Origin of the sequence: Xanthobacter sp. NM-59 (genome assembly GCF_021401125.1) — a bacterium.
Lineage (GTDB): Bacteria > Pseudomonadota > Alphaproteobacteria > Rhizobiales > Xanthobacteraceae > Xanthobacter.
Map to the genome: position 1 here is coordinate 179,869 of NZ_JACBFQ010000001.1, position 26,071 is coordinate 205,939.

Here is a 26,071-nt window from a genome sequence, read left to right on the forward strand (position 1 = left end):
GCCGGCGCGCAAGCTCAGCCCAATGGGCGTTTCCGCCCACGAGCTACGCGCAAGGGGCGTTTCCGCCTAAGCCTCGGAAGCGGAAACGCCGTCCGCGTCCGTGCGCAACCCGACAGCCCGCCAAGTGCCGCGCCCCGACGCCTTGGCCAGGTAGAGCGCTCCATCGGCATCGGAAACCAGGGTCACCGGGTTCACATCGGGCCGGCGCGCGACCGCCATGCCGATGGAGAAAGAGGCGGGAAGGATGAGGCCCTCGGTTTCCACCTGGCGCGACAGATGGCGGTGCAGCCGGTTGGCCAGGTTCACGAATTCCTCGGGGCTCTTGCCCAGGGCAATGACCGCGAACTCGTCGCCCCCGAAACGTGCTGCGATGTCGCCCGCCCGCAGGGCGGATTGCAGCCGGCGCGCGGTGGTGGTCAACAGCACATCCCCCGCCACATGGCCGTGCACGTCGTTGACGCCCTTGAAGTGATCCACATCGATCAGCAGCACCGCGAACGGCGCCAGGTCACGGTTGAGGCGACGGTGGGCCTGCTCCAGCGCGCGGTCGAATGTGGCGCGGTTGGCGAGGCCGGTCAGCGGATCGTGGCTCGCTGCATGCTCCAGCGCCGCTTCCAGGTGCTTTTTCTGCGAGATGTCGGTGATGGTACCGACCGCGCGGATAGGCCCTCCCGCATCGTTGCGCTCCACCACCTTGCCGCGGGAGAGCAGCCAGACATAGGAGCCGCTGCGGTGCCGCGCCCTCAGCTCGATCTGGTAGAGCCGGTGGCGGCCCACCATGTGCTCGCGAAAGGCGCGCTTGACCTGGGGCATGTCTTCCGGGTGGATCAGCTCGCGAAAGTTGCGAACGATCTCCGCATCGGTGTCCGGATTGTAGCCCAGCATGCGATAGGCGCGGGTACTGAAGAAGATGACATCCGTGGGCAGGTGCCAGTCCCAGATGCCGTCATTGGCGCCTTCCAGGGCATAGGCAAGCCGGCGCTTATCCTCCACCAGCGCCCGCTGCTGGCGGTCGCGCTGCGCCATGATGGCGGCGATGATGAGTGCGGGACACGCGGCCAGAACCAGCCGGCCCTGGGCCTTCAGCATATCGAGGGAGCGGTCCGCGCCGGGCGCGCCCCAGGTGCCCGCAATGGTGAGGGCCAGCACCATGGCGCCGAAAACGCTGGCCGCGAGGGCGGTAAGGAAGGGGCCCAGGCGGAACGCGAACCACAGCAGGATGCACGCCCCCAGGTCCACCAGCAGGGGTTCCTGCGTCGCGGCTGCGAGGCCCGCGGCACCGACGAGGGCCACACCTGCCACAGCGCATTCAAGCGTCACGCACGGCAGGCGACGTCCGAGCGACGCCGCTCTGGCGGGCGGGGCCGCGCCACCCCGCTGGGGCCACAGGAGGAACAGGGGGAGCAGAAGGATGACCGCTGCCATGTCCGGCAGCCACCACCGCAGCATGGTGGGCCAGAAGGGGCCGCCATGCTCACTGATGGTCGCGGCGGCGCCGATGAGCGCGCCGGGGATGCCGGCACAGAGCGCCACCACCAGAAGCCACGCCACATGCCGCACATCGAACGGACCGCCGGGGCGCAGGTCCGCATGCCGGCAACCCTCCACGATCAGGTAGAAGCTGGTGCCGGCGGCAATCGCTGCCGCACTCGCCTGAAGCTGGGAATCACCAACCAGCAGATGGGCCACGAGGCTCGCCGCGGTGAGCGCCAGCGTGCACCAGCGTGGCGCGGCCTTGATGGCGAGAAGGAAAATGCCCGCCGCGAGAGCATTCGCCGGCCACAGGGCAAAATCCAGGTGGAGGCCGCGCAGCACCGAGAGCAGCGTGAAGATGAGGCAAAGATAGAACGAGGCAAACAGGACGATTTCGCCCAAGCTGATGCGCGCCGCGCGAGGGGCATCCCCGGCGGAGGGCGTCAGAATGGCGGACAGGGGCGTATCCGCGGCCAGGTCAAGTGCAGAGCCCGCTGCCTTGGTGGAAGCACCACCAGGTTCAGTCGCGGGAGCCTCGTCGGGGCGCATCTTAAGCTCATCATCTGGCCGGACACTGTCCCAAACTCCCCATTGGCCTGACGCAGGTCGCGTTTGCCAATGTTGCTGTGTGGAATTTCAGGGACCAAGCCGGCTGGAGTTCTTCTCGACGGTAAAATAATACGCTTAACTGCCTGTTACCGATCGCAATTCTTGTCACGTCGCCGGAGGAAAGCAAAGAGCTTTACCTCCGGCGTGCGAGTGGAAATTTCCACCTCTCAGGGGAACAGGCGGGTCTTGGTCCATGGCTGCCCCTCGTCCGCCCGGCGAAACACAACGCGGTCGTGCAGGCGGAAGGGGCGATCGTGCCAGAACTCCATCTGCACCGGGGAAATGCGGAAGCCGGTCCAATGGGGCGGGCGCGGCACCGTTCCAAGGGCGTATTTCGCCGTGGCGCTGGCAACCGCGGCCTCCAGGGCGAAGCGCCCCTCGAGGGGCTGGGACTGCCGGCTCGCCCAGGCACCGATCTGCGACAGGCGCGGCCGGGTGGCAAAATAGGCATCCGCCTCGGCGTCGCTGACGCGGGCGACCGGCCCGCGCACCCGCACCTGCCGGCGCAGCGACTTCCAGTGGAACACCAGCGCGGCCTTCGGTGTTGCGGCAAGCTCCTGGCCCTTGGCGCTGCCGGTATTGGTGAAGAAGACGAAGCCGTGTTCGTCCACACCCTTCAGCAGCACCATGCGCACGTCTGGCAGCCCGTCCGGGTCCACGGTGGCAAGGGCCATGGCGTTGGGATCGTTGGGCTCGCTCTTCTCGGCATCGGCGTACCATTCACCAAACAGGCGGAAAGGTTCGTCGGACTGAGTAAAATCACCAGTTGTTAAGGGGTTCTGGGGTTCCATGGTGTCGCTCGTCGTCATGTGGAGTCCCCTGTGCCTCGCCGAATCCTGGTCGCCCCGCTCGTTGGCGGGACGCCTCCTTATAGGAGCGCCGCGCGTCTGCGCGAAGTCCTCCGCAGGGGATTGGCCGCAGCGCTCCTCCTCACTGCGGCGACGTGTGCGGGTTGCAGCTCCCTTCCGCAGGGGGATGACGACCTGGTGACGGGCTCCATCAAGCCGCGCCCCGCCTCGCTTCAGCTTCCGGAAGGCGACGCCCCCAAGGGCATTGCCGGCGCCGACTGGATTGCGGCGAAGCTCGCCCTCGACCAGGCCCTGGTCTCCGGCGAGAAGGATATCAGCGTACCCTGGGAGAATGCCGAGACCGGCGCGCGCGGCACTGCGACTCCCATCGGCGAGACCCGCGCCGGCGGGTGCCGCGACTTTATGATCGCGGTCGTTGACGGCAAGTCCGCGGACCGGTGGGTCCAGGGCGAGGCCTGTCGGGCGCGCGGTGCAACGGTATTATCCCAGGTGCGGGTGCTCGGTCGGGCCTGAATGCGACGGAATCTCGGGGGCAGGCCGGCATAGGTGTTGCAATTTAGCTGGCATGGACCCACATCTTGAACGCGGCTGGCCGCTTTAGCGCCGGCCGGCGAGGTGAGATTTCATGCGTGATCCATACGACGTCCTCGGCGTTTCCCGGACCGCCGACGAAGCCGAGATCAAGCGCGCTTATCGTAGGCTGGCGAAAAAGCTGCATCCCGACGCCAATGCCGACGACCCCAAGGCTCAGGATAAGTTCGCGGAGCTGAATACGGCCCACGAAATCCTGTCGGACAAGGAGAAGCGCGCGCAATATGACCGCGGCGAGATCGACGCCGAGGGCAAGCCGCGCGCGCCCGAATTCTCCGGGTTCAGCGGCGGGCGGCGTCAGGGCCCCGGCGGCTTCTCCGGCTTCGACGGCGACACCATTTTCGAGAGCTTCTCATTCGGCCCCGAAGGCGCGCGGCGGAATACCCGTCGCGGCGGCGGCGCCGGCAGCGCGGGGCAGGGCGGTGGCTCCAGCTTCGACGACCTGGGCGACCTGTTCGGCTTCGGCCGCCAGCGGCGCAGCGCCGGCGGCGGCTTCACCCCGGCTCCCGGCGCCGACATGGAGATCACCCTGCCGGTGACCTATGAGGAGGCCACCCACGGCGCCAGCAAGCGCGTGGGCCTGCCCAACGGCAAGCAGATCGACATCAAGATCGCCGCCGGCACGCGGGAAGGCCACCGCATGCGCCTGAAGGGGCAGGGCGAGGCCAGCGCCACCGGTGGCGAGCCGGGCGACGCCTATGTCACCATTTCCTATGCGCCGCACCCGGTGTTCGAGCGCGACGGGGACGACCTGCGCCAGAGCGTGGACGTGACGTTGCCGGATTCCGTGCTGGGCACGAAGGTGCGGGTGCCGACCCTCTCCGGCGAGGTGGAGCTTTCGGTTCCCGCCTGGACCTCCGGGGGGCGTGTGTTCCGCCTGCGCGGCAAGGGCCTGCCCAACACCACGGGCGGTCATGGCGACATGCTGGTGCGGGTCAATATCGTGTTGCCGCGGGTGAAGGATTCGGAGCTGGAAGCCTTGATGCAGAAGCTTCGCTCCACCGCCGGCTGAGGCACTGGCAGGGCCTCCGGCACCCCGCCGGCTGAGATGGGACAGAAAATGCGGCAGCGTCGCTGCCGCATTTTCTTGTCGCGGGTTGGTTCCCTCCGCGCGCGGAAATGATCTACAGTCCGCGCCCCATTGGACCTGCACGGGTGCCCCCCATGTTTCTTGAACTGCAGAACCTTTATTTCGAAGACCTGACCGTGGGTCGGACCGAGCGCATGTCGAAGACCGTTTCGTCTTCCGACATCGTGGGTTTTGCCGAGCTGACCGGGGATCGCAATCCGATCCACCTGTCCCAGCACTTCGCGGCCAAGACCCCCTTCGGCGGCCGCATCGCCCATGGCCTCTACACGGCGAGCCTGATTTCCGCGGTGCTCGGCACGCGCCTTCCGGGCCCGGGCGCGGTCTATATCTCGCAGACCCTGCATTTCCGCGCGCCCGTGCGCATCGACGACACGGTGGACGTCGAGGTGCAGGTGGTGGAGCTGATCCCCGAGCGCTGCCGCGCCCGCTTGTCCTGCACCTGCTCGGTGAAGGGTGAGATCGTGCTGGACGGCGAGGCCTGGGTGAAGGTTCCCTCCAACGCGCAGAAGGCCTCGGCCTGAGGACGGCGTCCGTTTCTCGGTTGCGTTGCGCGGTTTGCTGAGGGGGCGGCGGTGTTCGAGTCGGCGAAGGTGGAGCACAAGCTGGAGAAGAGCGCTTTCAAGGCGCTGGAGCCCAGCTTGCGCGAGGATCTGCTGAATGTGCAGTTCCAGCTCATCGATCAGAAGCGCCGTAGCCTCCTGGTGCTGATCCACGGGCCCGACGGCGCCGGCAAGGGCGCCGTGCTCAACCGGCTTTATGAGTGGCTGGACGTTCGCAAGCTGGAAACCCTCACCTATGAGGCGCCCTGCCGGGACGATCGCGGCCACCCGCCCATGTGGAAATATTGGCGCGGCCTGCCGTCCTATGGCGACATCGGCATGATGCTCGGCTCCTGGTATCACCGCCCCATGTGCGGGCGTGCGCTGGGGGAAATGGGCCGCTCCGCCTTCGTCAGCACCATGGAGGACATCCGCCGGCTGGAGGCGATGCTCCACGCCGAGGGCGTGAGCCTGCTGAAGATTTGGCTTTATCTTGATCCGGCAGAGGCCCACCTGCGCCTTCAGGGGCTGACCAAGGGCGCCTATCAGCGCCCCGTGGTGCGCGAATGGGCGGAGCTGGAGAGCCACAAGGAGCGGGTGCGGCTGGCCCAGGCCGCCGAGGATGCGGCCCGCCTCACCTCCACGGATTTCGCGCCCTGGCAGGTGGTTCCCGCGTCTGACGAAGCCTATCGGGATGCCACCGTAGGCAGTGTGCTGCTGGAAAAGCTGCGGGCGATGACCGCCAATGGTGGCGGGGGAACGCCACGCCCCACGCCGAGCCCAACCCAGGTGCCCAAGGCGCTGCCGACCTTCTCCATTCTCTCCACCCTGGACCTGAGCCAGAAGCTGGAGAAGGAGGACTATGAGCGGCAGATGGCCCACGAGCAGAGCCGCATCACCCGGGCCACCCAGTCCGCCGCCTTCGCCGGCCAAGGTCTGATCCTCGCCTTCGAGGGCAGCGACGCGGCGGGCAAGAGCTCCACCATCATGCGGCTGCGGCGGGCGCTGGATCCGCGGCGGTTTCGCGTCCACCCCATCGCGGAGCCAACCGATGAGGAGCGCGCGCGGCCCTATCTGTGGCGCTTCTGGCGCCACATTCCCGCGCGCGGGCACACCGCCATCTTCGACCGCTCCTGGTATGGGCGGGTGCTGGTGGAGCGGGTGGAGAACCTGTTGGAGCCCGACCAATGGGGCCGCGCCTATGGCGAGATCAATGATTTCGAGGCGCAGTTGGCGGAGAGCGGCTATGTGGTCGTGAAGTTCTGGCTGGCCATCAGCCAGGACGAGCAGATGCGCCGCTTCGCGCAGCGCGAGGCTATTCCCTACAAGCGCTTCAAGCTGACCCCGGAAGACTGGCGGAACCGGGAGAAGTGGCCGCTCTACGAGGCCGCCGTCACCGAGATGGTGGACCGCACCTCCACCCGCGACGCGCCCTGGACGCTGGTGGAGGCGGAAGACAAGCACTTCGCGCGGGTGAAGGTGCTGCGCACCGTGGCGGACCGGCTGGAAAGCACGCTTTCGAAGTGAACCGCCCCAGGACCACGTGAGTCTCGGGCAGCAGGACGGGCGGGGCGCCGGCCCCAGCCTCACGCGGCGATGGAAACCCGCCCGCGGCCGGCTTCCTTGGCCTGATACATGGCCGCATCTGCGCGCTTGAGGAGCATCTCGGCCTCCTCCTCGCCATGCTGCGAGACGGCGACACCCACGCAGCAGCCGATGGAGATGATGCGTCCGCCGATCACGAACGGCTCGTTGATGGCGCTCAGGATCTTGTTTGCCACCGCGCTGGCGCCGTCGAGGTCGCTGGCCATGGGCAGCAGCACCACGAACTCGTCGCCGCCGAGGCGCGCGACCGTGTCTTCCGCGCGCACCCAGCTCTGAATGCGTAGCGCCACCGCCCTCAGCACGTCATCACCCACCGAATGGCCGAACTGGTCATTGACCGGCTTGAAGCGATCGAGGTCGATGAAAAGCAGGGCCACCGGCTGGTTGCGGCGATGCGCCTGCACCAGCGCCTGGGTCGCGCGGTCCAGCAGCAGCGTGCGGTTGGGCAGGCCGGTCAGCGGATCGAAATTGGCCTGGTGCCAGAGCAGCTGCTCCTTCTCCTTGCGGGCGGTGATGTCCGAGAACACCGCGACGTGGCCCGAGGCCAGGCCATTGGGGCGGCGTACCGTGCTGATGACCAGCCGCTCGGTGAACAGGTGGCCGCTCTTGTGCCGGTTTGTGATCTCGCCTTCCCAGGAGCCCTTCGTGCGCAGGCTTTCATACATGGAGCGGTAGAACGGCTCATCATGCAGCCCCGACTCGAGCAGCGCCGGGGTCTGGCCTATGGCTTCCTGCGACGTGTAGCCGGTGATGGCGCTGAAGGCCCGGTTGACCGCCACGATCCGATTGTCGGCATCGGTGACCATGATGCCCTCGGCTGTGGAATCGAACACGAGCTGGCTCACCAGGCGCTGTTCCTCCTGCCGCATGAAATCGGTGACGTTCGAGAAGGCGATGACCGCGCCCTGGGGCGAGCCGTCCGCTCCCGGCGCCAGCCGGCGGGAAATGAAGGAAAGCCAGGTGCGGCTGCCATCCTCGTTCTGGACGTAGAACAGCTCGTGGTTGAGATCCTGCACCAAAGCACGGCGGCTGGGGCGCTCGGCTTCGGCAATGGGGCGGCCGAGGGGATCAAACAGCGGGCGCGAGCGGCTCTTCAGGCCGTCCTCGTCGGTCAGCAGCATGTCCAAGGCGGGCCCGTTGAAGGCGGTGAACTCGGCCTTTGCGTTCAGCATGACGATGCCGGTCGGCACGACCTGGAACAGGGTGCGGTAACGCTCCTCGCTATCCTTGAGCTGGGCCTCAAGCTCGAAGCGGTCCGTGACGTCGTGCACGATGGAGTAAAGCACCGTGTGGCCGCCAAATTTCACCGGGCCGGAATAGACTTCCACCCGCCGGATCTCACCCGAGGCCAGGCGGTGGGGGAACAGGAAATAGGGCCGCTTGCCCACCATGGCTTCGGTGAGAGCGGCCTTGATCTGGTCCGGTGGCAGGCAGTTGATCTGGTCGAGGCGCATGTGCTCGAGCTGCTCGCGGCTGTAGCCGTAGAACTCGGCGGCGGACCGGTTGGCGGCAATGATACGCCCGTTGGCGGGATCGGAGATCAGCTTGATGGAATGGTTCTGCTCGAAAAGGTTGTGATACATCTCCTCCTGCTGGGCGAGCGCGCGGCCCTGGCGCGCATTGCGCATCAGCAGGCTGGCGACCACGGCCATCAGCGCCAGCAGCAGCAGCGCGCTGATGGCAAAGTAGCTGCGGTCCGAGGCGATGTTGCGGTCGACGTCCGTGAGCAGCCCGCCTTGCAGGAAGGTGACGAAAACCACGAGACCGTGGGTTGGCACCTCGTTCCAGGCGACGATCCGCGCCGGGCCCGCCGCTGAGGCGTCCTGCAACACGGCACCACAGGTGGGGCCGGATGGGGCAAGATCGTACCGGCTGCTGTCGAGAACGGCGCCGGTCACAATGGGGTCGGCCGTGCTCGCAATGACCTCCTGGTCCGATTGCCGGACAATGGCTGCGATGTCACCCGGCCCCAGGCCGATCTGTGAGAGCTTTTCGCTGAACAGGGAGATCGGAACGTCGGCGACCAGATAGCCTGCATGCTGGCCGCCATGCACGATCGATTGTCCCAAGGCGACATGCCACCGCATGCTGTAGGGGCCCTGGTCCGGATCCCCAATGGCGACCGCGGGTGGGCTGCTCTCCTTCAAGGCAGAAAAAAGTGTCGTTTTGGAAATGTCTCTCAAGCCCTCGGTGCCGCTGGAGACGACCAGGATACCATTGATGTCATAAAGGCTGACGCTCACGCCTTGCTGGTTGGGCAGCACCGAAAGGGCGTGCCGGGCCGCGGAGGCGAAATCCTGAGCCTCGCCTAGGTGGTCGTCGGCGATCTCCTGGAGGAGGAAGGAGATGACATGAAGGGTCGTGTCGAGTTCCTGGCTGATCACCTCCGCCACCTGGGTGGCGCGGAGCAGTCCCGCGTTCACGGAATCCTGGCGGCTTTTCGAGAATGACTGCTCCAGATGGAGCCAGGCACTGAAAAACAGGCCGACAATCAACAGCGCGGCAACGGCCAATCCTTTTTCTGTATCGAGCTTGATGCGGGGCATATTCAGGATCGGACGTCACGCGAAAAGAGGTCGTGCCCGAGGTGGCTTTCCGGCCAATCGGTAGCGAACTAGGGAATACATAAATAGGCGCCCGCATCAATCGCGGCCTCCTCGTCGCTGACGGTCTTCCCTCCACCTTGGAGGGAAAACTTCGCGCAGAACGCTGCTCTATCTAGAGCATTTTCCGCTCTCGCGGAATCGAGGAAATGGGCTAACTCATTGAGTTCATGCGCTGTCTTTATGTGCGCTGGTATCCGTCCGGCTTGAAACTCGCCTTAGGGCCGGCGGTGATGGCGGCTGCGCTGCGGCAGTGAGTTCGGCCTAAATCCCATGGGGAATACGTCACTGCCCTTGGGTTGTGCCCTCAACACATCAGGCAGGCGTGACCCTCCGGTTCCAGTGGGGCCTGGGCTGTGCTGCTGATCGTGGAACAGACCGTCGGGCGCATCGCGGGCCGATGAAGCCAGTTTCGTCATCGCCAAACGCGGCGCGTGGGGCTGCCGAGGGCAGCGGCGTGTCGCAACTCGGAAGCTTCAGGCGGGGATTTTGGGCCGTCCACCGCGCATTAAGAATGCGCGGGGCGTTTCGCGACCTTCGGGCCGTCGCGGTCTTATTGAGGGGGTATGGGGAGCGTGGCTGGGGCGCCTGGATTCGAACCAGGGAATGGCGGAATCAAAATCCGCTGCCTTACCTCTTGGCTACGCCCCAAATGGCCATGCAACTGCGGTGGGCGCGGAACATATCGTCGGGGCGGCATCATGTCCAATGCGGCGTGCGACATATCCAAAGCGTCCTGCCCCGCCGTCGCCGGGGGGCAGGAGCGGCGCGCTATCAGGCCCCGGTGAAGCGCGGTGCCCGCTTTTCGGAGAAAGCGAGCCGGCCTTCGCGGTAGTCGGCGCTGGCATTGGCGGCGCTGGTTGCGCGCTTGGCCTCCGCCAGCAGGCTGCCATGCCCACCTTCCGCCGCGCGGATGGAGAGCTTGGCGGCCTTCAGCGTCAACGGTGCATTCTCGGCCATGCGCAAGGCCAGGCGATCGGCCGTGGCATCCACCTCCTCGGGGGGGGCGATGACGTCGATGGCGCCCATCTCATAGGCCCGCGCGGCCGCGAGGCGGTCGGCGGTGAAGAAGAGCTGGCGCGTGCCCTGACTTCCGAACACCCGCAGCAGCCGGTGCAGGCCGCGCGGATCATAGCCCAGGCCGAGGCGCGCCGCCGGGATGGCGAAGAAGGCATTGTCCGCGGCAATGCGCAGGTCGCAGCTCGACGCGAGGGCGGCACCGGCGCCGACACAGGCGCCGTGAATGAGGGCGAGGGTGGGGAAGGGCAGCCCCTCAATGGCGGCGCAGGCGCCTTCCACGATGTCGTCATAGCTCTGCGCGCCCGAGGCATCGGAACGCGCCCCGTCGAAGTCCGAAATGTCGGCTCCGCCGGAAAATGCGAGAGCCCCCTCGCCACGCAGGATGGCGACGCGGATATCGTGGCGGCGCGCCGCCTCGGAGGCGAAACCGGCGAGGGCTTGCCACATGCCGCAGGAAATGGCGTTGCGCCGTTCGGGATTCGACAGGACGAGGCGGGCGATGCCGTCCTCGATGGTAATGGCGATGCTGCCAGCCAACTTCGGCCTCCAGTGAAAACGTGGCGCGAGCGGTGATCCGTCTCCGCGTCTAGAGCATTTTCACACGGCTTTGAAACGCGAAAATGCGCGCCGGCCTGCTCACGGCCCGTTCGAAGGGGCGCCCGAGGGTGGCATCAGGCCTTGGGGCTCAACGGGCCGTGGCTTTCAGCCAGCGGCGCAAAATGTGGGGAAGGTCACACGCCCAGAGGTATCAGGGGCGGGAAATGCGCAAGGGATACGGGACGGTGCTTGTGGGCACCGCCCCGTCCCGACGGGCGCCGGTCAGGGCTTGGCACCCGAAGCCACTTGAGCTGAGTGGCTCGAAAATCACCTGATGGGTGACTGTTTGACGCGAGTAGGCTTGAATCTCAAGCGAAAAGCGAATGCTGAAACAATTATACCGGAGCGCTTGGTGCGAAAGATCGCTGGGCGCAACTTTCCGCTTTCCGTGGCCGAAGATCACAATCTGTCGTTGGTCGCCACCTATTCCTTCCTGAAAAGGAAGTTTCCTATAAAGCCGACAATGAGGCTGCCAATGGCAACGGCAATGCCGTAGATGGTGGCGTCATTTTGCGAGAATGATGCCACCTGCTGCTCAAAGCCACTTTTGTTTACTTCGAAATGCTCCGTCGCTCGCGCGATCACATGGCCGTCTCGAAGCAGAGTGGCGGTAACATCATAGCGACCAATGGGCGCCCGCCCGGGGATGACGATGTTCGCGCGGAAAACGCCCGGCGCCAGGAACGTCACGCCGTGGGCATTGTCCTGGTAAAGGTCCTCGGCCTGCTGGGTCCGCAGGAAGGCGAGGCGGAACGGGTCCGTGGGCACCACATCGGCATAATCGGTGCCCACCCGCTGGATCAGCAGGTTGCGCGACAGGCCGATCTGCTCCAGCCGCAGCACCTCGGGCGGGGCCATCTCCTCCGGCGGCCGGTTGGCCTGCACGCTGAGAAAGGCCGGCACGTCGACGAAGGTGCGGCTGTCGGTGTTCACCCAAAGGCCGAGAACGCGCGATTTGCGCCAGGTGACGAAGCTCTGCTTGGGTCCCCGCACCGTCACCACCACGTCGGGCGCCGTGGCGGTTGTCTCGGCGGCGCCGAACACCACCAGCTCGGCGCCGGTGAAGGACGAGGTGATGCGCACCTGCGGCTGCGAGACGGAGATGACGAGCGGGGCCTGCTTCTTCTCCTGCGCCGCGGCGGGCATCGCGGCTGTGAGCGCCCACGCCGCGGCAAGCAATCCCGCCGCGAAGGGCAGGCGCGAGCGCGCCCGGCGGGCGGGAGGGGCACTCATTGCCGCGCCTCGATGGGGTGGAGCGCGTAGAGGTCAGCGGGCTGGCGCACCAGGTCGACGGCAACGCGAATTCCAACGGAGAGCACCAGCAGCCCCAAGAGGAAACGCAGGTTTTCGGGGCGCATGGTCTGCCCCGTGCGGGCGCCGAACTGGGCCCCCATGGTGCCGCCGATCATCAGCACGAAGGCGAGCACGGCATCCACCGTGCCGTTGGCTTCGGCATGCAGGATGGTCGCCGCCGCCATGGTCACCAGCGTCAGCACCAGCGAGGTGCCGACCGACGTGGTGGTGGGCACCCGCAGCATGTAGATGAGCGCGGGCACCAGCAGAAACCCGCCGCCCACACCCAGCACCGCGCCCAAGAGGCCGATCACGAAGCCGATGCCCGCCACCGGAATGGCGGAGACATAGATGCGGGAACGGCGGAAGCGCATCTTCAGCGGCAGCCGCATGAACCATGCATGAGTGCCGGGGCGGCGCACCTGGGCGGCCTCGCCCCGATGGGTGCGGCGGATGGCGCGCACGCTTTCCACCAGCATCATGATGCCGATGGCGCCCAGCAGCAGGGTGTAGGCGATGCGGATGAACAGGTCGACTTGCCCAATCATCCGCAGCCAGAGGAACAGGGCGACGCCCGCCGCCGTGCCGACCAGGCCGCCGGCAATCAGCACCGCCGCCAGAGAGAGGTCCACCATGCCCTTGCGCAGGTAGGAGAGCGCGCCGGAGAAGGAGGACGCCGCCATGTAGGGCGAGACGCTGGCCACAGCCACCGCCGCCGGAACACCGGTGAAGATGAGCAGCGGCGTCATCAGAAAGCCGCCGCCGACCCCGAACATTCCAGAAATGAAGCCGACGGCGAGCCCCATGGCGAACACGGTGAAGATGGCCACCGGCAGTTCGGCAATGGGCAGATAAATGGTCACGGGGGATCGTCCGTTTCGGATCACGGCAGATGGGGCGGCTTTACGCTATCGGGACCGCCATGAGAAGGTGCGCAAACGGCCTTTTGCCATGCTCCGGCAACCTTTTTCGCTTCCGGCGCCCCCACGGCGGCTTTGCTGAGTTTGAACACAGATTCAATGGAGCGCTCATGAGCGGAGCCGGTCGCGCTCCGCCTGGGCCGCGAGCGCGACCAGCACGGCGCCCAGGGCGGTGGCCAGCGCGTCGGGCGCGCTCGCGCGGCGGCCCGTGCGTCCAGGCACGTGCACGAAGACCACGGGGCGTCCGTTCGCACCGGAAAGGGCGGTGAAATAGCTGGCATTGCATAGATAGCGGCCGGCATCGCGCGAGGCGCGAACGTCGCCGCAGGCGGAACGGGCGGCGGCGAGCAGGGCGGGAACATCCGCCGTACAGCCCAGGACATGAGGCGCACGTGGATCCACCCTTCGCCCGGGCGGATGGTGGCGGGCGACATCGGGGCGGTCGGCGCAGAGGTTCACCGCGCGGGTCTCCACGCACAACGTTCGCCGCCGGGGCGCCACCCCCAGCAACAGCACCCCGTCGGGCCTATGGCGGGTGAGGTGGTGCCGGAGAATGTCCAGCGCATCCCAGCGGGTCGGCAGGATTTCGAGGATGAGCTCGATATCCGCGAGCGCCGGCCGCCGCGCGTGGACGATCCGCCGTGCGAGGCGGGCGGAAGGGTTCACCGGCACGCCCGGAAACGGCCCGAAGGCACAGACCAGGATGCGCGCCCGCGGGCTGCTCATGCCAGGCTGCGCGCGCACGGGCCGCCCGCCGGCTCAAAGGCCGATGAGGTGGGCGATCTCCGCCGCCGCCAGAGCGGGGGCGAGGGTGCCGGCGGAAACCTCGCTTTCCAGGGCGGGCAGGCGGGCCTTCACCCCCGGATCGGAGGCGACCTTTTCGGCCAGGCGCTCGTTCAGCAGGGTCCACATCCAGCGCACCTGCTGGGCCTGGCGGGTGGCGGCGAAGGCGCCGGCGGCCTCGCACTTCTGGCGATGCAGGATGACCTGCTCCCACACCTGCGCGATTCCATCCCCCGTAAGCGCGGAATAGGTGAGCACGGGCGGCGACCAATGGGCCTGCCGCGCGCCCAGAAGATGCAGCGCCGCCCGGTATTCGCTGGCGGCGGCGCGGGCGCGGGGAATGTTGTCGCCGTCGGCCTTGTTCACGGCGACGATGTCGGCCAGCTCCAGCACGCCCTTCTTGATGCCCTGCAGCTCGTCACCGGCACCGGGAAGCATCAGCACCAGGAAGGTGTCGGTCAGGTCGGCCACCGCCGTTTCCGATTGGCCGACGCCCACCGTTTCCACCAGCACCACGTCGAAGCCGGCGGCCTCGCACAGCAGCATGGTCTCACGGGTCTTGGCGGCGATGCCGCCCAGCGTGCCGCCCGATGGCGAGGGGCGGATGAAGGCGCGCGGGTCCACCGAAAGCCGCGCCATGCGCGTCTTGTCACCCAGGATGGAGCCGCCGGTGCGACTGGAGGAGGGGTCGACCGCCAGCACCGCCACCTTGAGGCCCTGCTCCGTGAGATAGGTGCCGAGCGCGTCGATGGTGGTGGATTTGCCCACGCCCGGCACGCCGGTGATGCCCACGCGATAGGCGCCACCGGTGCGCGGCAGCAGGGATTGCAGCAGGGCCTGGGCGCGGGCGCGATGGTCGCTGCGCCGGGATTCGACAAGGGTGATGGCCCGCGCCAGGGCCGCGCGCTCGCCCCTCACGACTCCTTCGGCGAGCTTTGCATCATCCACCTCTCGCGCAGCGCTCATCACTCTTCATCCCCCATGCGGCCGGACCGCCTCCGGCGTCATCTTCATATCTAACGGGAACTCGGCATGCCCGGCGGGCGTTGTCCAGGGCAAATTTCCGCAAGGCAGCCAATTGCAGCGCCGTGCCCCAAGCCTCCGGACCACCGGCGGGCGAGCGGGCCCCGGCGCAGCAAAGGCGTTCCGCAGTCAAGGGAGGTGATTGCGATGACCTGGGATCGCATCGAGGGACATTGGAAGCAGGTGTGCGGGCAGGTGAAGGCCCAGTGGGGCCGCCTGACCGACGACGACCTGGCGCAGATCGCCGGCCGCAGGGAGATGCTGGAAGGCAAGATCCAGGACCGCTACGGCCTGGCTAAGGACGAGGTGCGCCGGCAGGTGGACCGCTTCTCCAAGAGCCTGAATTAGCGCGCCCGTTCGGGTTGTCGCTCCCGGCGGCGCGGGGGCGGGGCCTCTCAGCCGGCGACCGCCCGGATGTCCGTCGCGTCGAGGCGTGCCAGCGCGTCGGCCGCGCGCGTGCCCTGGATGATGAGCTCGGGCGCGATCTCCACCAGGGGCACCAGCGCGAATGCCCGTTCCAGCATGCGCGGATGGGGGATCTCCAGATCCGGCTCGGCGATGGCCTGTTGGCCGAACAGCAGAATGTCGATGTCGATGCGCCGGGGACCGAAGCGCACCTCGCGGGCGCGGTTGCGGCCCAGCATCAGTTCCACCAGCAGCCCGAGGAAGAGAAGGCTGCGCGCATTGACGGGGCTTTCCACCTCCACCACCTGGTTGAGGTAGGGCCCCTGCGGGATCGGCCCCCAGGGCGGCGTTTCATAGAGCGACGAGCGCGCGCGGATGGTCAGCCCGGCTCGCGCAAGCACACCGATGGCGAGCCCGAGCGTCCCTGCCCGGTCGCCCACATTGGAGCCCAGGCAGAGATAGGCCGTTTCCATTGTCATGAGGCGTCCCGGATGGCTTCGGCGACGCGCGCCGCCTGCACATGGGCCGCCACGTCGTGCACGCGGATGATCTCCACGCCCGCCATGATGCCGATGACGTTCGAGGCGATGGTGCCCGGCAGGCGCTCGGCCGGGGTGGTCTCGATCACCTTGCCGATGAGGGACTTGCGCGAGGTGCCGAGCAGGATGGGCAGGCCCAGCACCCGCAATTCGTCCAGCCGGCGGATGGCGGCGAGGTTCTGCGGGAAGGTCTTGCCGAAGCCGATGCCGGGGTCGAGCACAATGCGCTCGCGCTTCACGCCCGCCCGCTCGGCCTTCTCCAGCGCGATTTCGAAGAAGGCGAGCATGTCCTGCACGATATCCAGCGTCTCGTCGACTTCGGCGCGATTGTGCATCACCACCGCCGCGGCATCGTGGGCGGCCACCACCCGCGCCATGTCCGGGTCGTGGGCGAAGCCCCAGACGTCGTTGACGATGTGGGCGCCGGCTTTGAGCGCCTTGTCGGCCACCTCGGCCTTGTAGGTGTCCACCGAGATCGGGACGCTGACCTCCGCGGTCAGAGCGGCGAGCACGGGGGCGAGGCGCGCCCATTCCTGCTCCGCCGGCACCGGGGTGTGGCCGGGACGGGTGGATTCGCCGCCCACGTCGAGCAGGTCGGCGCCCTCGGCCACCAGCCGGCGGGCGTTGATGAGCGCGTCATCGGGCCGGGCGCTGCGTCCACCGTCGGAGAACGAATCGGGCGTCACGTTCAAGATGCCCATGACGAGGGTGCGCGGACCGAGCGGGATGGCGCGATCACGGGCTTGAAGGGTGCGGGGAGGAAGCGGGGCCATGACACGACTGTGAAATCAGGGGGCCCCACTCAAGCGCCTGGGCGGCTCCATGGCAAGCCTTGAAGCCGCGGCAGCGTCATTGTGCTGTGGCGGCGGGCGTGGTGTCCAAGGCGCAGGGATGGGCCTCCATGGCTTGCAGCGTGTTGCGCAGCGGCGCCGACGCGACGCGCATGGGGCCGCTGAAGGGCTCGCCCATCTCCACCACCAGGAACAATGCCCCCGAGATGGCGCCGGCGGAGAGCGTCAGGGCCAGAATGCTCGGCAGGTTGGTGGAGGAGAACCAGCCGAAACTGGTGAAAATGAGGGTGAGCCAGCACACCACCACGAAGATGAACAGGGGCGGAATGCGGTTTTCGGCATCTCCGCTGAGCTTCCAGCGGTGGGTGAGCAGGGCCTTCACGCTGGCCTTGGCGTTGCTGCGGCTCACCCTCTGGTCGTCCGAGACCGCCGTGAGCGCGCGTACGCTGGCATCGAGCTTCAACAGCTGGTTGGTGGCATCGGTTTCGAACCCGGTCTGGGGCGGATGCTTGTCGGAACTCCAGGTTTCGCTGATGACGAGGCGGACAAATTTGAACAATTCCTGGCGGGCGGCGCAGGCGTCCTCACCGAAATGCCGCAGCTCCAGGTCAGTCGTGATGAGGGCGACGGCGTATTGCTGCACATCCTCCTCGGTACTGGCATAGCTGTAGCGCATGGAATTGGTCATCAGGCCCAGCAGCAGGGACGTCATGGTGGCCGTGAGGCCGACCGTCACCTTGAAAGTGTCCTGGGTCTTCTCGGAAAAGAAGTCGTCCGGCGCCCGGCGGGCGAGGAAAATCGCCAGGAAGGCGCCTGCGATCATCGCGGCGAAGGCGACCGGCGCCACCATCCAGGAAGTCATGTGGTTCCCGCCCCGTGCTGTCCCCGCGCCGCCCGGCGAATCGTTCCCAGGATGTTGCGCGCGCACCCGGTTGCCCGCAACCGCGCCATGCGGGATGCGTTGCATCGCGGCATGGGCGCTCTTGCGCACTTGAGAGGGCGCGGCGCTGGGCTTACATCTTGCGGATTGCTTCAGAAAGGACGGTCCCATGCCCGTCATTCATTTGACTGATCGTGCTCTCATTCGTGCGTCCGGCGCGGAGGCGTCCAAGTTCCTCCACGGCGTCGTCACCTGCAACATCGCCACCATGGCGGTGGGCGAGGCGCGCTATGGTGCGCTGCTGTTTCCGCAAGGTAAGATTCTCTCCGACTTTCTCCTCTACCGTGACGGGGAGGACAGCTTCCTGTTCGATGCGCCGGCCGCGCAGGTGGACGATCTGCTGAAGCGCCTCACCTTCCATCGCCTGCGGGCCAAGGTGGCCTTCGAAAAGGCGGACGACATGGCGGTGGCCGCCGTGTTCGGCGCCGGCGAGGCCGCGCCGGAGGGCGCCTCGTTCGCCGATCCGCGCCTCGCGGCGCTGGGGCAGCGGGTGGTGCTGCCCAAGGCGGCGGCCGCGGCGCTCTCGGGTGATCTCGATGTTTACGAGGCCCACCGCATTGCCCTGGGCATTCCCAAGGGGGGCGCCGATTTCGCCTATGGCGACACCTTCCCCCACGAGGCCGACATGGACCAGCTGGGCGGCGTGGACTTCAAGAAGGGTTGTTATGTGGGCCAGGAGGTGGTGAGCCGCATGGAGCACCGCACCACGGCCCGCAACCGTCTGGTGGAAGCCCTTTTGCCGGCGCCGGCCGAGGTGGGGGCCGAGATCATGGCCGGTGACAAGAGCATCGGGCGGCTCTCGTCGGTGGCCGGCAACAAGGCCATCGCCACCGTGCGCCTCGATCGCGCCACCGATGCCAAGGCGGAGGGCGTGCCCCTCACCATCGGCGGGGCGGAAGTGGAGCTGAAGGCGCCCGACTGGGCCCAGTTTCCGCTGGAATGGGAACGCAAGGTGAGCGATCTGGACAAAAAGTTCAAAGCCGCAAAGACCTGAGGTGCCTGATGGCGAATGGCGAGGCCTTGGCCCATGAGGATGGGCGGATGCGGTGCCCATGGTGCGGCACCGATCCGTTCTACATGGCCTATCACGACCACGAATGGGGCGTGCCGGAGCGCGACAGCCGGGCGCTGTTCGAGAAGCTCCTGCTCGATGGCTTCCAGGCGGGCCTTGCCTGGATCACCATCCTGCGCAAGCGGGAGAATTTCCGCCGCGCCTTCGATGGCTTCGAGCCGGAGATCATCGCCCGCTACGACACCGCCAAGGTCGAGGCGCTGATGCAGGATGCAGGCATCGTGCGGAACCGCGCCAAGATCGAAGGCGCGGTGCTCTCCGCGCGCGGCTATCTGGACCTGCGGGAAAAGGGCATCTCCTTTTCCGACCTCATGTGGGAAACGGTGAACGGAGAGCCGGTGGTGAACCGCCCCCGGCGTCTGGCCGACGTGCCGGCCCAGACGCCGGCTTCGCTCGCCTTGTCCAAGCGGCTGAAGGGGCTGGGCTTCAAGTTCTGCGGCCCGACCATCGTCTATGCCGCCATGCAGGCCTGCGGCCTGGTGGATGACCACCTGGCCGACTGCCATTGCGCCCACCGCGCCTGAGCGCGGCGCGGTTCAAAACCGCGTGACGATGCGGGCGAGCTCCGGCCGGGGCCGATCCTCCATCTTCTGGGCCGGGGTGCCGATATAGATGAAGCCGGCGACGCGCTCGTGCTCGGCCAGGCCCAGGGCGGCGCGGGCATCGGCATCGTAGGTCGGCCATTCGCTGATCCACGTGGCCCCATAGCCGAGGGCCAGGGTGGCCAGGAGCATGTTCTGGCAGCATGCGGCGGCCGAAAGAAGCTGCTCCCATTCCGGGATCTTCACATGGGGCGCGGCGCTGGAGACCACGCCCACCACCAGCGGCACGCGCAGGAAGCGCTGGCGCTCGTCCTCCAGGCGCTTCTCGGTCACCTCCTGGTCCTTGGCGGCGAGCACTTTGGCGAAGGCCTCGCCCGCCCGGGCGCGACCTTCGCCCTCGAACACGATGAAGCGCCAGGGCGCGAGCTTCCCGTGGTCCGGCACCCGCGCGGCGATGGTCAGGATGGTTTCCAGCTCCTCCGGCGAGGGGGCCGGCTCCTGGAGATCCATGATGCGGGAGGAACGGCGGGTGCGCAGGAGCTCGATGGCGTCGGGCATGGGGCAGGGCCTTCGCTGATGAGGGCCGGCGGGGCCGGCGGGCAGAGGGCAGACCTATAAAGGCCCGCCGAGGGGTTTTGAAAGCGCGCCGATCGCCGCGTGCCCCCGGCCTCTCACCGGGGCTTCGATCACCCAGGGGCAAGGGGATCGGACCGCAGCGGCGACTTGAAACCGCCCTGAATTTTGTGCACCTCAGTGCGATGACCTGCTTCGCACGCCTGTTCGGGCGTTCCATCCACCTTCTCGACCTGTTGGGCCGGCGGCTGCCGGTGGTGGCGCTGGCGCTCGTGGCCGCCTTCTCCTGGACTTCCGGAGCTGGCGCCCAGAGCTTGCAGTTCCTGGGTTCGCCCGCGACCCCGCCACCTGCGGGCCCGTTCGCCGCGCCGCCCTCCGGTGGCGGCCTCAGGGCCCCGGTGCTGGCCCCCGGAGCGGGGGGCTCATCTTCGGCGGGCCCGCGCGAGCCCCATTCGGTGCTGCCCAATGCGCCGCCCGGCAAGGCGGCGCTGGGGGTTTTCGCCCGTTTCGGCAGCGAGGGCACGCCCATTCAGCGTGGCTTGGTGTGGCGCGTGTTCGCCGATCAGCCGGAGAGCACGGGCGCTTTTCCCCTGGTGGCGGAGAGTTCCGATTCCGCACCCGTCTTCTTTCTCACGCCCGGCGGCTACATCGTGCATGTGACCTATGGGCTCGCCACCACTGCCCAGCGCGTGGTGGTGGGCACCGTCTCCCGGCGCGAGGCGTTCACCCTTCCCGCCGGCGGCCTGCGCCTGCAGGCTGATGTGGAGAACCACGCGATTTCACCGCAGAAGCTGACCTTCGACATCTTCGAGGGTTCGTTCCTGCAGGGCCGCACCTCCAGCCAGCCCTATTATCGCGGCGCCGGCGCCGGCGAGGTGATCCTGCTGCCCGAGGGGACCTACCACGTGGTTTCCACCTATGGCGACGCCAATGCGGTGGTGCGCGCGGACGTGAACGTGGTGCCCGGCAAGCTCACCGACGCCACCATGCACCATCGCGCCGCACAGGTGATGCTGAAGCTGGTGAAGGTAAAGGGCGGCGAGGCCCAGGGCGATACCCAATGGACGGTCATCACGCCCGGTGGCGACACCATCAAGGAGTCCATCGGCGCGTTTCCCACCTTCGTGCTCTCGGAGGGGGATTACACCGCCATCGGCCGCCACGACGGCAAGAATTACAGCCGCGATTTCAAGGTGGAAGCCGGCAAGGACCAGGAACTGGATGTGCTGATGCAATAGGCGCATCATCACTCCGCAAAATGTCATCCCCAGCGAAAGGCCCGGCCCGTGCACCATTTCTTGCGTCGTTCCACTGCGCCGCTTCTGGCTGCTCTCGCTTTTGTGGCCTTGTCTTGCGGCACGCACGCCGCCCACGCCGCCAGTGACGGGGCGGCGGGCCTGGCGCTGGCCAAGCTCTGGTGCTCCAGCTGCCATGTGGTGAGCCCCGGCCAGGACCTGGGGCAGAGCGATGCGCCCACCTTCCCGGCCATCGCTCGGGAAACGGTCAATCCGACCGCTGAGTGGATCGCCTTCGAGCTTCTGACGCCCCACCCACTGATGCCGCAGGTCTCGCTGACCCAGATGGAAGCGAAGGAATTGGCCGCCTATTTCCGCAGCCTGAAATAACGGCGCGCGCCCGCAGACGCACTGCCGGGCAGGGGGTAACGGCGGGTCAGGCCGCGCCCGGTTTTGATCGATGATCAGGAAACATCGGCGGGCAGGGGCCTCGTTTCCCGACCTGCTTGCCTGCCTGCGGCGAGGGAATGGCAAGACCGCCTCGGCGGCGCGGAGGAAGACAGCTAAAGCGTCGCGTCTGTGTTGCTTTCAGAAACGCGAACCGTCGCGGCATTGGCCGCTCGATATTCTCAAGGTTTCCCTTTCACGCCTTCGTCTGCAAGCAAGGGGGAAGGCCGCGACATCACCCGGCATCGGTGGTCCGGCGGAAGCCGCGCTTCCGACACCGCGTGTCGACCGATACTCAGGCGCGGCTTCAATCGACTCTCTGTGATTCCGCTGATGCGAGCACTGACGCGAGTGCTCGGGCCCGGCGCCGTGGCGGCCTGGGTCGTGCTCGAAAGCGGGGTCCTCATCCGGCCATGAAAAAGGCGGCGGGAGCTTTGGGCTCCCGCCGCCTTTTTAACTCTTGCCGGGCTTGGCCTCAGGCCGCCTGACCGGCGGCCGCGAGCACCTTGCGCTTCACGTCCGGCGGCACGGCCTCCTCGGTCAGGCTGGCGATCACGGCGTCGAGGCCGCCGCTCTCCTGGGCGTTGGAGCCGAGGCGGCGGATGGAGAGCGTGCGTTCGGCCGCCTCCTTCTTGCCGGCCACCAGCAGCACCGGCACCTTGGCCAGCGAATGCTCGCGCACCTTGAGGTTGATCTTCTCGTTGCGCAGATCAATCTCGGCGCGCAGGCCCGCGGCCTTCAGCTTGGCCACCACTTCCTGGGCGTAGTCGTCGGCGTCGGAGGTGATGGTCGCCACCACCACCTGCGTCGGGGCGAGCCACAGCGGGAAGTGCCCCGCGAAGTGCTCGATGAGGATGCCCGTGAAGCGCTCCATGGACCCGCAGATGGCGCGATGGATCATCACCGGCGTCTTCTTCTGCCCATCGGCGTCCACATAGAAGGCGCCGAAGCGCTCGGGCAGGTTGAAGTCCACCTGGGTGGTGCCGCACTGCCACTCGCGGCCGATGGCGTCACGCAGGGTGTATTCGAACTTCGGCCCGTAGAAGGCGCCTTCGCCCGGCAGGATGCCGGTCTTGATGCGCCCGCCGGAGGCCTCCTCGATCTGCTTGAGGACGCGCGTCATCACCTCTTCGGCGTGGTCCCACACGGCGTCCGAACCCACCCGCTTCTCAGGCCGGGTGGAGAGCTTCACGATGATCTCGTCGAAGCCGAAATCGGCATAGGTCGACAAGATCAGGTCGTTGATCTTCAGGCACTCGGCCGCCATCTGCTCCTCGGTGCAGAAGATGTGGGCGTCATCCTGGGTGAAGCCGCGCACGCGCATGAGCCCGTGCAGCGCGCCCGAAGGCTCGTAGCGATGCACCGCGCCGAATTCGGCAAGCCGCATGGGCAGGTCACGATAACTCTTCAGACCATGCTTGAAGATCTGCACATGGCCAGGGCAGTTCATGGGCTTCAGGGCGAAGACGCGCTCGTCCTTGGTCTCATCGCCCGCGGACTGCACCTTGAACATGTTCTCCTTGTACCAGCCCCAGTGGCCGGAAGTCTGCCACAGCTCGGCGTCGAGCACCTGCGGGGCGTTGACTTCCTGGTAGTCGGCCTTCAGGCGCCGGCGCATATAGGCCACCAACTCCTGGAACAGGGTCCAGCCCTTGGGGTGCCAGAAGACGGTGCCGGGGCCCTCCTCCTGGAAGTGGAACAGGTCCATTTCCCGGCCGAGGCGGCGATGGTCGCGCTTCTCGGCTTCCTCCAGGCGGTGGAGATAGGCGTCGAGCTCCTTCTGGTCCTGCCAGGCGGTGCCGTAGATACGGGTCAGCATGGGATTGTTGCTGTCGCCGCGCCAATAGGCGCCCGCCACCTTCATGAGCTTGAAGGCGCTGCCCACCTTGCCCGTGGAGGGCAAATGCGGGCCGCGGCAGAGGTCGAACCATTCGCCCTGCTTGTAGATCTTCACATCCTGATCGGCGGGGATCGCGTCCACCAGCTCGACCTTGTAGTTCTCGCCCATGGCCGCGAAGACGCGCTTGGCCTCGTCGCGGGTCCACACTTCCTTGGTGAAAGGGCGGTCCCTGGCGATGATTTCGCGCATCTTGGCCTCGATCACCGGAAGGTCTTCCGTGGTGAAGGGCTCGTTGCGGGCAAAATCGTAATAGAAGCCGTTCTCGATGACCGGGCCGATGGTGACCTGGGTGCCGGGCCAGATGGACTGCACCGCTTCCGCGAGCACGTGGGCGCAGTCGTGGCGGATCATCTCCAGCGCGCGCGGATCGTCGCGGGTGACGATCTCGAACTTCGCGTCGGCGCTGATGGGGGCGGCAAGGTCGGTCAGCTCGCCATCGAGGGTGACGGCGACCGCTTTCTTGGCCAGCGATTTGGAGATCTGGGCGGCGATATCGGCGCCGGAAGTTCCCTCGGCATATTCGCGCTTGGCGCCGTCGGGGAAGGTCAAGGCAATCATGTCACTCCTCCTGCCCACTCCTGCGGACCACGCAGGTAGGCTTGCTTTCCATATGGGGCGCACCTTTTAAGAGGGAAGGGCGGGGCCGTCCAGATGCCGGCGCGGCCTCGTGATGAGGCGCTTGTGATGGGAAAGCGCACTGTGGCGGGGCTCTCGCCCCTTTCCCTTCGGCCGGGGCTCAGCTAATCGAAATATGGGGATGTGGGTTGTTCATGCCGCATGTGTCCGCGTATCGCTCGGGGGAGGTGCCCCGCAGCCGGCATGGAGCGCACGAGGGGGTGTGTGAGAGAAGGGCCGCGCAGCGTTAAGCCGCGCTTAAGTGCGACCCTGCAAAAACATTCGCTCCCGAAGGGACGCGACAGATGAGGCGGGCATGATTTCTTCGACGTTCAAGACCTTGACCTTCGCCGCCCTGCTGCAGGTGGGCCTTCTGGCCGGCGTGAGCGCGAGCCAGGCGCAGACCGCGCCGCGTGGCACCCCGGGCGCGACCATGGATATCGGCGACCAGCCGGGCCTGGTGCCGCCGGACGACGACGAGGCGCAGCTCGACCCGGCCTTCCGCCGCCAGCCGGTGTACTTCCGCACCACCGAGGCGCCGGGCACCATCATCATCAATACCAATGAGCGTTTTCTCTACCTGGTGCAGGGCGACAACCGCGCCATGCGCTATGGCATCGGTGTCGGCCGCGAGGGCTTTCAGTGGCAGGGCCTGAAGAGCATCGTGCGCAAGGCCGAGTGGCCCGATTGGCGCCCGCCGGCGGAGATGATCGAGCGCCAGCCCTATTTGCCGCGCTTCATGGCCGGCGGCCCCGGCAATCCCATGGGGGCGCGCGCCCTCTATATCGGCGGCACCGTGTATCGCATCCACGGCACCAATCAGCCGCAGACCATCGGCTATGCCGTCTCCTCCGGCTGCTTCCGGCTGGTGAACTCCGACATCATTGACCTGTACCAGCGCGTGCCCGTGGGCACCAAGGTCATCGTGCGTCAGCAGGCCACCCTCTGAGGGTGGCCCTTTCATTTCTCCCTTCTCCTGAACCGGGGGCATTCATGAAGAAGTTACTGGCCGTTCTGGCCGGCGCAGCCGCGCTTGTGGCCACCGGCGCGTCGGCGCAAACCGCTGCGCCGGGCCAGACCCTGAAGGCCGTGAAGGACCGTGGCGAGCTCGTCTGCGGTGTGTCGAAGGGCCTGCCCGGCTTCTCCGCGGCCGATGCCAAGGGGCAGTGGACCGGCTTCGACGTGGACCTGTGCCGCGCCGTCGCCGCCGCCGTGCTCGGCAATGCCGACAAGGTGAAGTTCGTCCCGCTCACCGCCGACGAGCGCTTCCCCGCTTTGCAGAAGGGCGAGGTGGACCTGCTGTCGCGCAACTCCACCTGGACCCTGGACCGCGAAGGCAAGCTGGGCCTGCTGTTCGCCGGCATCTCCTATTATGACGGCCAGGGCTTCCTGGTGCGCGACGCGCGCAAGGTCACCTCCGCCCTGGAGCTGGACAAGTCCAAGGTGTGCGTGCAGGCTGGCACCACGGCGGTGGTCAATACCCAGGAGTACTTCAAGGCCAACGGCATGGAGCTGGAGCTCATTACCCTGCCGGACTCCGCAGCTCTCGTGAAGGCCTATGAAGAGGGCAAGTGCGACACGCTCACCACCGACGTGTCCCAGCTCTATGCCCTGCGCCTCAACATGGCGAAGCCCGCCGACCACATCGTGCTGCCCGACGTGATCTCCAAGGAGCCCCTGGGCCCCGTGGTGCGCCAGGGCGACGACCAGTGGTTCAACGTGGTGAAGTGGGTGCTCTACGGCATGATCAATGCCGAGGAGCTGGGCGTCACCTCCGCCAACATGGATGAGGCGCTGAAGTCCCAGAAGGCGGAAGTGAAGCACCTGCTTGGCGTTGACGGCGACAATGGCGCCTCCCTCGGCCTGCCCAACGACTTCGTCGTGCTGGTGGTGAAGACCGTTGGCAATTATGGCGAGAGCTTCGAGCGCAACGTGGGCGCGGCCTCCAAGCTGGGCATCCCGCGCGGCATCAACCAGCTGTGGAGCATGGGCGGCATCCAGTACGCCCCGCCGATCCGCTGAGTTTTCCAAAAGCACGATCCTGAAAGGCGCCGCTC

At 66.9% G+C, this 26,071-nt stretch carries 24 protein-coding genes and 1 tRNA gene; 11 read left to right on the plus strand and 14 right to left on the minus strand.

Annotated features, from left to right (window positions below; translation table 11 throughout):
• Nucleotides 1–66: 66 nt before the first annotated feature.
• Both L0966_RS00835 and pdxH read right to left on the minus strand, forming a co-directional pair.
• A complete protein-coding gene (locus tag L0966_RS00835) occupies nt 67–2,022 on the minus strand; it encodes a diguanylate cyclase (protein WP_234049956.1) in 1,956 nt (651 codons plus the stop codon).
• A 227-nt stretch (nt 2,023–2,249) separates the two neighbouring features.
• Nucleotides 2,250–2,891, minus strand: a complete 642-nt coding sequence (pdxH, locus tag L0966_RS00840) for a pyridoxamine 5'-phosphate oxidase (RefSeq protein ID WP_234049957.1) — start codon at nt 2,889–2,891, stop codon at nt 2,250–2,252.
• Between the two features lie 12 nt (nt 2,892–2,903).
• On the opposite strand from pdxH, the gene L0966_RS00845 reads away from it, so the two are divergent.
• From L0966_RS00845 to pap, 4 genes are all read left to right on the plus strand, one after another.
• A complete protein-coding gene (locus L0966_RS00845; RefSeq protein ID WP_370640587.1) occupies nt 2,904–3,404 on the plus strand; it encodes an RT0821/Lpp0805 family surface protein in 501 nt (166 codons plus the stop codon).
• Nucleotides 3,405–3,516: 112 nt separating this feature from the next.
• Nucleotides 3,517–4,494, plus strand: coding sequence for a DnaJ C-terminal domain-containing protein (locus L0966_RS00850; protein WP_234049959.1), 978 nt, complete (start codon nt 3,517–3,519; stop codon nt 4,492–4,494).
• 152 nt (nt 4,495–4,646) lie between these two features.
• Nucleotides 4,647–5,093 carry a MaoC family dehydratase gene (locus tag L0966_RS00855; RefSeq protein ID WP_234049960.1) on the plus strand — a complete coding sequence of 149 codons (447 nt, stop codon included), beginning with the start codon at nt 4,647–4,649 and terminating at the stop codon, nt 5,091–5,093.
• 51 nt (nt 5,094–5,144) lie between these two features.
• Nucleotides 5,145–6,638 carry a polyphosphate:AMP phosphotransferase gene (pap, locus tag L0966_RS00860; RefSeq protein WP_234049961.1) on the plus strand — a complete coding sequence of 498 codons (1,494 nt, stop codon included), beginning with the start codon at nt 5,145–5,147 and terminating at the stop codon, nt 6,636–6,638.
• Nucleotides 6,639–6,697: 59 nt separating this feature from the next.
• On the opposite strand, the gene L0966_RS00865 is transcribed toward pap, so the two are convergent.
• The 7 genes from L0966_RS00865 to meaB all read right to left on the minus strand — a co-directional run bounded on the left by L0966_RS00865 (nt 6,698) and on the right by meaB (nt 14,898).
• Nucleotides 6,698–9,139 carry a diguanylate cyclase domain-containing protein gene (locus L0966_RS00865; RefSeq protein WP_234049962.1) on the minus strand — a complete coding sequence of 814 codons (2,442 nt, stop codon included), beginning with the start codon at nt 9,137–9,139 and terminating at the stop codon, nt 6,698–6,700.
• Between the two features lie 756 nt (nt 9,140–9,895).
• Nucleotides 9,896–9,970, minus strand: a tRNA-Gln gene (locus L0966_RS00870).
• 123 nt (nt 9,971–10,093) lie between these two features.
• A complete protein-coding gene (locus L0966_RS00875) occupies nt 10,094–10,876 on the minus strand; it encodes an enoyl-CoA hydratase-related protein (RefSeq protein WP_234049963.1) in 783 nt (260 codons plus the stop codon).
• Between the two features lie 483 nt (nt 10,877–11,359).
• The gene (locus L0966_RS00880; RefSeq protein WP_234049964.1) at nt 11,360–12,169 is read right to left on the minus strand and encodes a TIGR02186 family protein; all 810 of its coding nucleotides are present in this window, start codon (nt 12,167–12,169) and stop codon (nt 11,360–11,362) included.
• Nucleotides 12,166–13,092 (minus strand): sulfite exporter TauE/SafE family protein, encoded by a 927-nt coding sequence (locus L0966_RS00885; protein WP_234049965.1) that lies wholly within the window; start codon nt 13,090–13,092, stop codon nt 12,166–12,168. Before L0966_RS00885 ends, L0966_RS00880 begins: the two co-directional genes overlap by 4 nt.
• A 165-nt stretch (nt 13,093–13,257) precedes the next feature.
• Nucleotides 13,258–13,875, minus strand: coding sequence for a peptidase C15 (locus L0966_RS00890; RefSeq protein WP_234049966.1), 618 nt, complete (start codon nt 13,873–13,875; stop codon nt 13,258–13,260).
• Between the two features lie 33 nt (nt 13,876–13,908).
• Entirely contained in the window at nt 13,909–14,898 is a 990-nt protein-coding gene (gene meaB, locus L0966_RS00895; RefSeq protein WP_234049967.1) for a methylmalonyl Co-A mutase-associated GTPase MeaB, read from the minus strand.
• A gap of 204 nt (nt 14,899–15,102) precedes the next feature.
• Here meaB and L0966_RS00900 point away from each other — a divergent pair, with 204 nt between their 5' ends.
• Nucleotides 15,103–15,303, plus strand: coding sequence for a CsbD family protein (locus L0966_RS00900; protein WP_234049968.1), 201 nt, complete (start codon nt 15,103–15,105; stop codon nt 15,301–15,303).
• Between the two features lie 47 nt (nt 15,304–15,350).
• Here the strand turns inward: L0966_RS00900 and folK are convergent, their stop codons facing one another.
• From folK to L0966_RS00915, 3 genes are all read right to left on the minus strand, one after another.
• A complete protein-coding gene (gene folK / locus L0966_RS00905) occupies nt 15,351–15,839 on the minus strand; it encodes a 2-amino-4-hydroxy-6-hydroxymethyldihydropteridine diphosphokinase (RefSeq protein WP_234049969.1) in 489 nt (162 codons plus the stop codon).
• Complete coding sequence (gene folP, locus L0966_RS00910; RefSeq protein ID WP_234049970.1) at nt 15,836–16,672, minus strand: dihydropteroate synthase; 837 nt, start codon at nt 16,670–16,672, stop codon at nt 15,836–15,838. The genes folK and folP overlap by 4 nt, the downstream gene beginning before the upstream one ends.
• Nucleotides 16,673–16,748: 76 nt before the next feature.
• Nucleotides 16,749–17,552: a DUF4239 domain-containing protein gene (locus L0966_RS00915; protein WP_234049971.1), complete on the minus strand. Its 804-nt coding sequence runs from the start codon at nt 17,550–17,552 to the stop codon at nt 16,749–16,751.
• Between the two features lie 187 nt (nt 17,553–17,739).
• Between L0966_RS00915 and L0966_RS00920 the strand changes: the two genes are divergently transcribed.
• Together L0966_RS00920 and L0966_RS00925 are read left to right on the plus strand one after the other, a co-directional pair.
• Nucleotides 17,740–18,624: a folate-binding protein YgfZ gene (locus L0966_RS00920; RefSeq protein ID WP_234049972.1), complete on the plus strand. Its 885-nt coding sequence runs from the start codon at nt 17,740–17,742 to the stop codon at nt 18,622–18,624.
• Between the two features lie 8 nt (nt 18,625–18,632).
• Complete coding sequence (locus tag L0966_RS00925; RefSeq protein WP_234049973.1) at nt 18,633–19,226, plus strand: DNA-3-methyladenine glycosylase I; 594 nt, start codon at nt 18,633–18,635, stop codon at nt 19,224–19,226.
• 12 nt (nt 19,227–19,238) lie between these two features.
• On the opposite strand, the gene L0966_RS00930 is transcribed toward L0966_RS00925, so the two are convergent.
• Nucleotides 19,239–19,802: a nitroreductase gene (locus L0966_RS00930; RefSeq protein WP_234049974.1), complete on the minus strand. Its 564-nt coding sequence runs from the start codon at nt 19,800–19,802 to the stop codon at nt 19,239–19,241.
• A 200-nt stretch (nt 19,803–20,002) separates the two neighbouring features.
• On the opposite strand from L0966_RS00930, the gene L0966_RS00935 reads away from it, so the two are divergent.
• Together L0966_RS00935 and L0966_RS00940 are read left to right on the plus strand one after the other, a co-directional pair.
• Nucleotides 20,003–21,055, plus strand: coding sequence for a hypothetical protein (locus L0966_RS00935; RefSeq protein ID WP_234049975.1), 1,053 nt, complete (start codon nt 20,003–20,005; stop codon nt 21,053–21,055).
• 48 nt (nt 21,056–21,103) lie between these two features.
• Nucleotides 21,104–21,442, plus strand: a complete 339-nt coding sequence (locus tag L0966_RS00940; RefSeq protein ID WP_234049976.1) for a cytochrome c — start codon at nt 21,104–21,106, stop codon at nt 21,440–21,442.
• A 532-nt stretch (nt 21,443–21,974) separates the two neighbouring features.
• On the opposite strand, the gene thrS is transcribed toward L0966_RS00940, so the two are convergent.
• Complete coding sequence (gene thrS, locus L0966_RS00945; RefSeq protein ID WP_234049977.1) at nt 21,975–23,957, minus strand: threonine--tRNA ligase; 1,983 nt, start codon at nt 23,955–23,957, stop codon at nt 21,975–21,977.
• A gap of 373 nt (nt 23,958–24,330) precedes the next feature.
• Here thrS and L0966_RS00950 point away from each other — a divergent pair, with 373 nt between their 5' ends.
• Together L0966_RS00950 and L0966_RS00955 are read left to right on the plus strand one after the other, a co-directional pair.
• Complete coding sequence (locus L0966_RS00950; RefSeq protein ID WP_234049978.1) at nt 24,331–24,963, plus strand: L,D-transpeptidase; 633 nt, start codon at nt 24,331–24,333, stop codon at nt 24,961–24,963.
• A 44-nt stretch (nt 24,964–25,007) separates the two neighbouring features.
• Complete coding sequence (locus tag L0966_RS00955; RefSeq protein WP_234049979.1) at nt 25,008–26,036, plus strand: amino acid ABC transporter substrate-binding protein; 1,029 nt, start codon at nt 25,008–25,010, stop codon at nt 26,034–26,036.
• The last annotated feature ends 35 nt before the right edge of the window (nt 26,037–26,071 follow it).

What these genes read in the sequence shown, in the direction of transcription:
- L0966_RS00835 (WP_234049956.1), bottom strand. Translation starts at nt 2,022, where the DNA reads ATGCGCCCCGACGAGGCTCCCGCGACTGAACCTGGTGGTGCTTCCACC.
- pdxH (WP_234049957.1), bottom strand. Translation starts at nt 2,891, where the DNA reads ATGACGACGAGCGACACCATGGAACCCCAGAACCCCTTAACAACTGGT.
- L0966_RS00850 (WP_234049959.1), top strand. Translation starts at nt 3,517, where the DNA reads ATGCGTGATCCATACGACGTCCTCGGCGTTTCCCGGACCGCCGACGAA.
- L0966_RS00855 (WP_234049960.1), top strand. Translation starts at nt 4,647, where the DNA reads ATGTTTCTTGAACTGCAGAACCTTTATTTCGAAGACCTGACCGTGGGT.
- L0966_RS00880 (WP_234049964.1), bottom strand. Translation starts at nt 12,169, where the DNA reads ATGAGTGCCCCTCCCGCCCGCCGGGCGCGCTCGCGCCTGCCCTTCGCG.
- L0966_RS00890 (WP_234049966.1), bottom strand. Translation starts at nt 13,875, where the DNA reads ATGAGCAGCCCGCGGGCGCGCATCCTGGTCTGTGCCTTCGGGCCGTTT.
- meaB (WP_234049967.1), bottom strand. Translation starts at nt 14,898, where the DNA reads ATGAGCGCTGCGCGAGAGGTGGATGATGCAAAGCTCGCCGAAGGAGTC.
- L0966_RS00900 (WP_234049968.1), top strand. Translation starts at nt 15,103, where the DNA reads ATGACCTGGGATCGCATCGAGGGACATTGGAAGCAGGTGTGCGGGCAG.
- folK (WP_234049969.1), bottom strand. Translation starts at nt 15,839, where the DNA reads ATGACAATGGAAACGGCCTATCTCTGCCTGGGCTCCAATGTGGGCGAC.
- folP (WP_234049970.1), bottom strand. Translation starts at nt 16,672, where the DNA reads ATGGCCCCGCTTCCTCCCCGCACCCTTCAAGCCCGTGATCGCGCCATC.
- L0966_RS00915 (WP_234049971.1), bottom strand. Translation starts at nt 17,552, where the DNA reads ATGACTTCCTGGATGGTGGCGCCGGTCGCCTTCGCCGCGATGATCGCA.
- L0966_RS00920 (WP_234049972.1), top strand. Translation starts at nt 17,740, where the DNA reads ATGCCCGTCATTCATTTGACTGATCGTGCTCTCATTCGTGCGTCCGGC.
- L0966_RS00925 (WP_234049973.1), top strand. Translation starts at nt 18,633, where the DNA reads ATGGCGAATGGCGAGGCCTTGGCCCATGAGGATGGGCGGATGCGGTGC.
- L0966_RS00930 (WP_234049974.1), bottom strand. Translation starts at nt 19,802, where the DNA reads ATGCCCGACGCCATCGAGCTCCTGCGCACCCGCCGTTCCTCCCGCATC.
- L0966_RS00935 (WP_234049975.1), top strand. Translation starts at nt 20,003, where the DNA reads ATGACCTGCTTCGCACGCCTGTTCGGGCGTTCCATCCACCTTCTCGAC.
- thrS (WP_234049977.1), bottom strand. Translation starts at nt 23,957, where the DNA reads ATGATTGCCTTGACCTTCCCCGACGGCGCCAAGCGCGAATATGCCGAG.
- L0966_RS00950 (WP_234049978.1), top strand. Translation starts at nt 24,331, where the DNA reads ATGATTTCTTCGACGTTCAAGACCTTGACCTTCGCCGCCCTGCTGCAG.
- L0966_RS00955 (WP_234049979.1), top strand. Translation starts at nt 25,008, where the DNA reads ATGAAGAAGTTACTGGCCGTTCTGGCCGGCGCAGCCGCGCTTGTGGCC.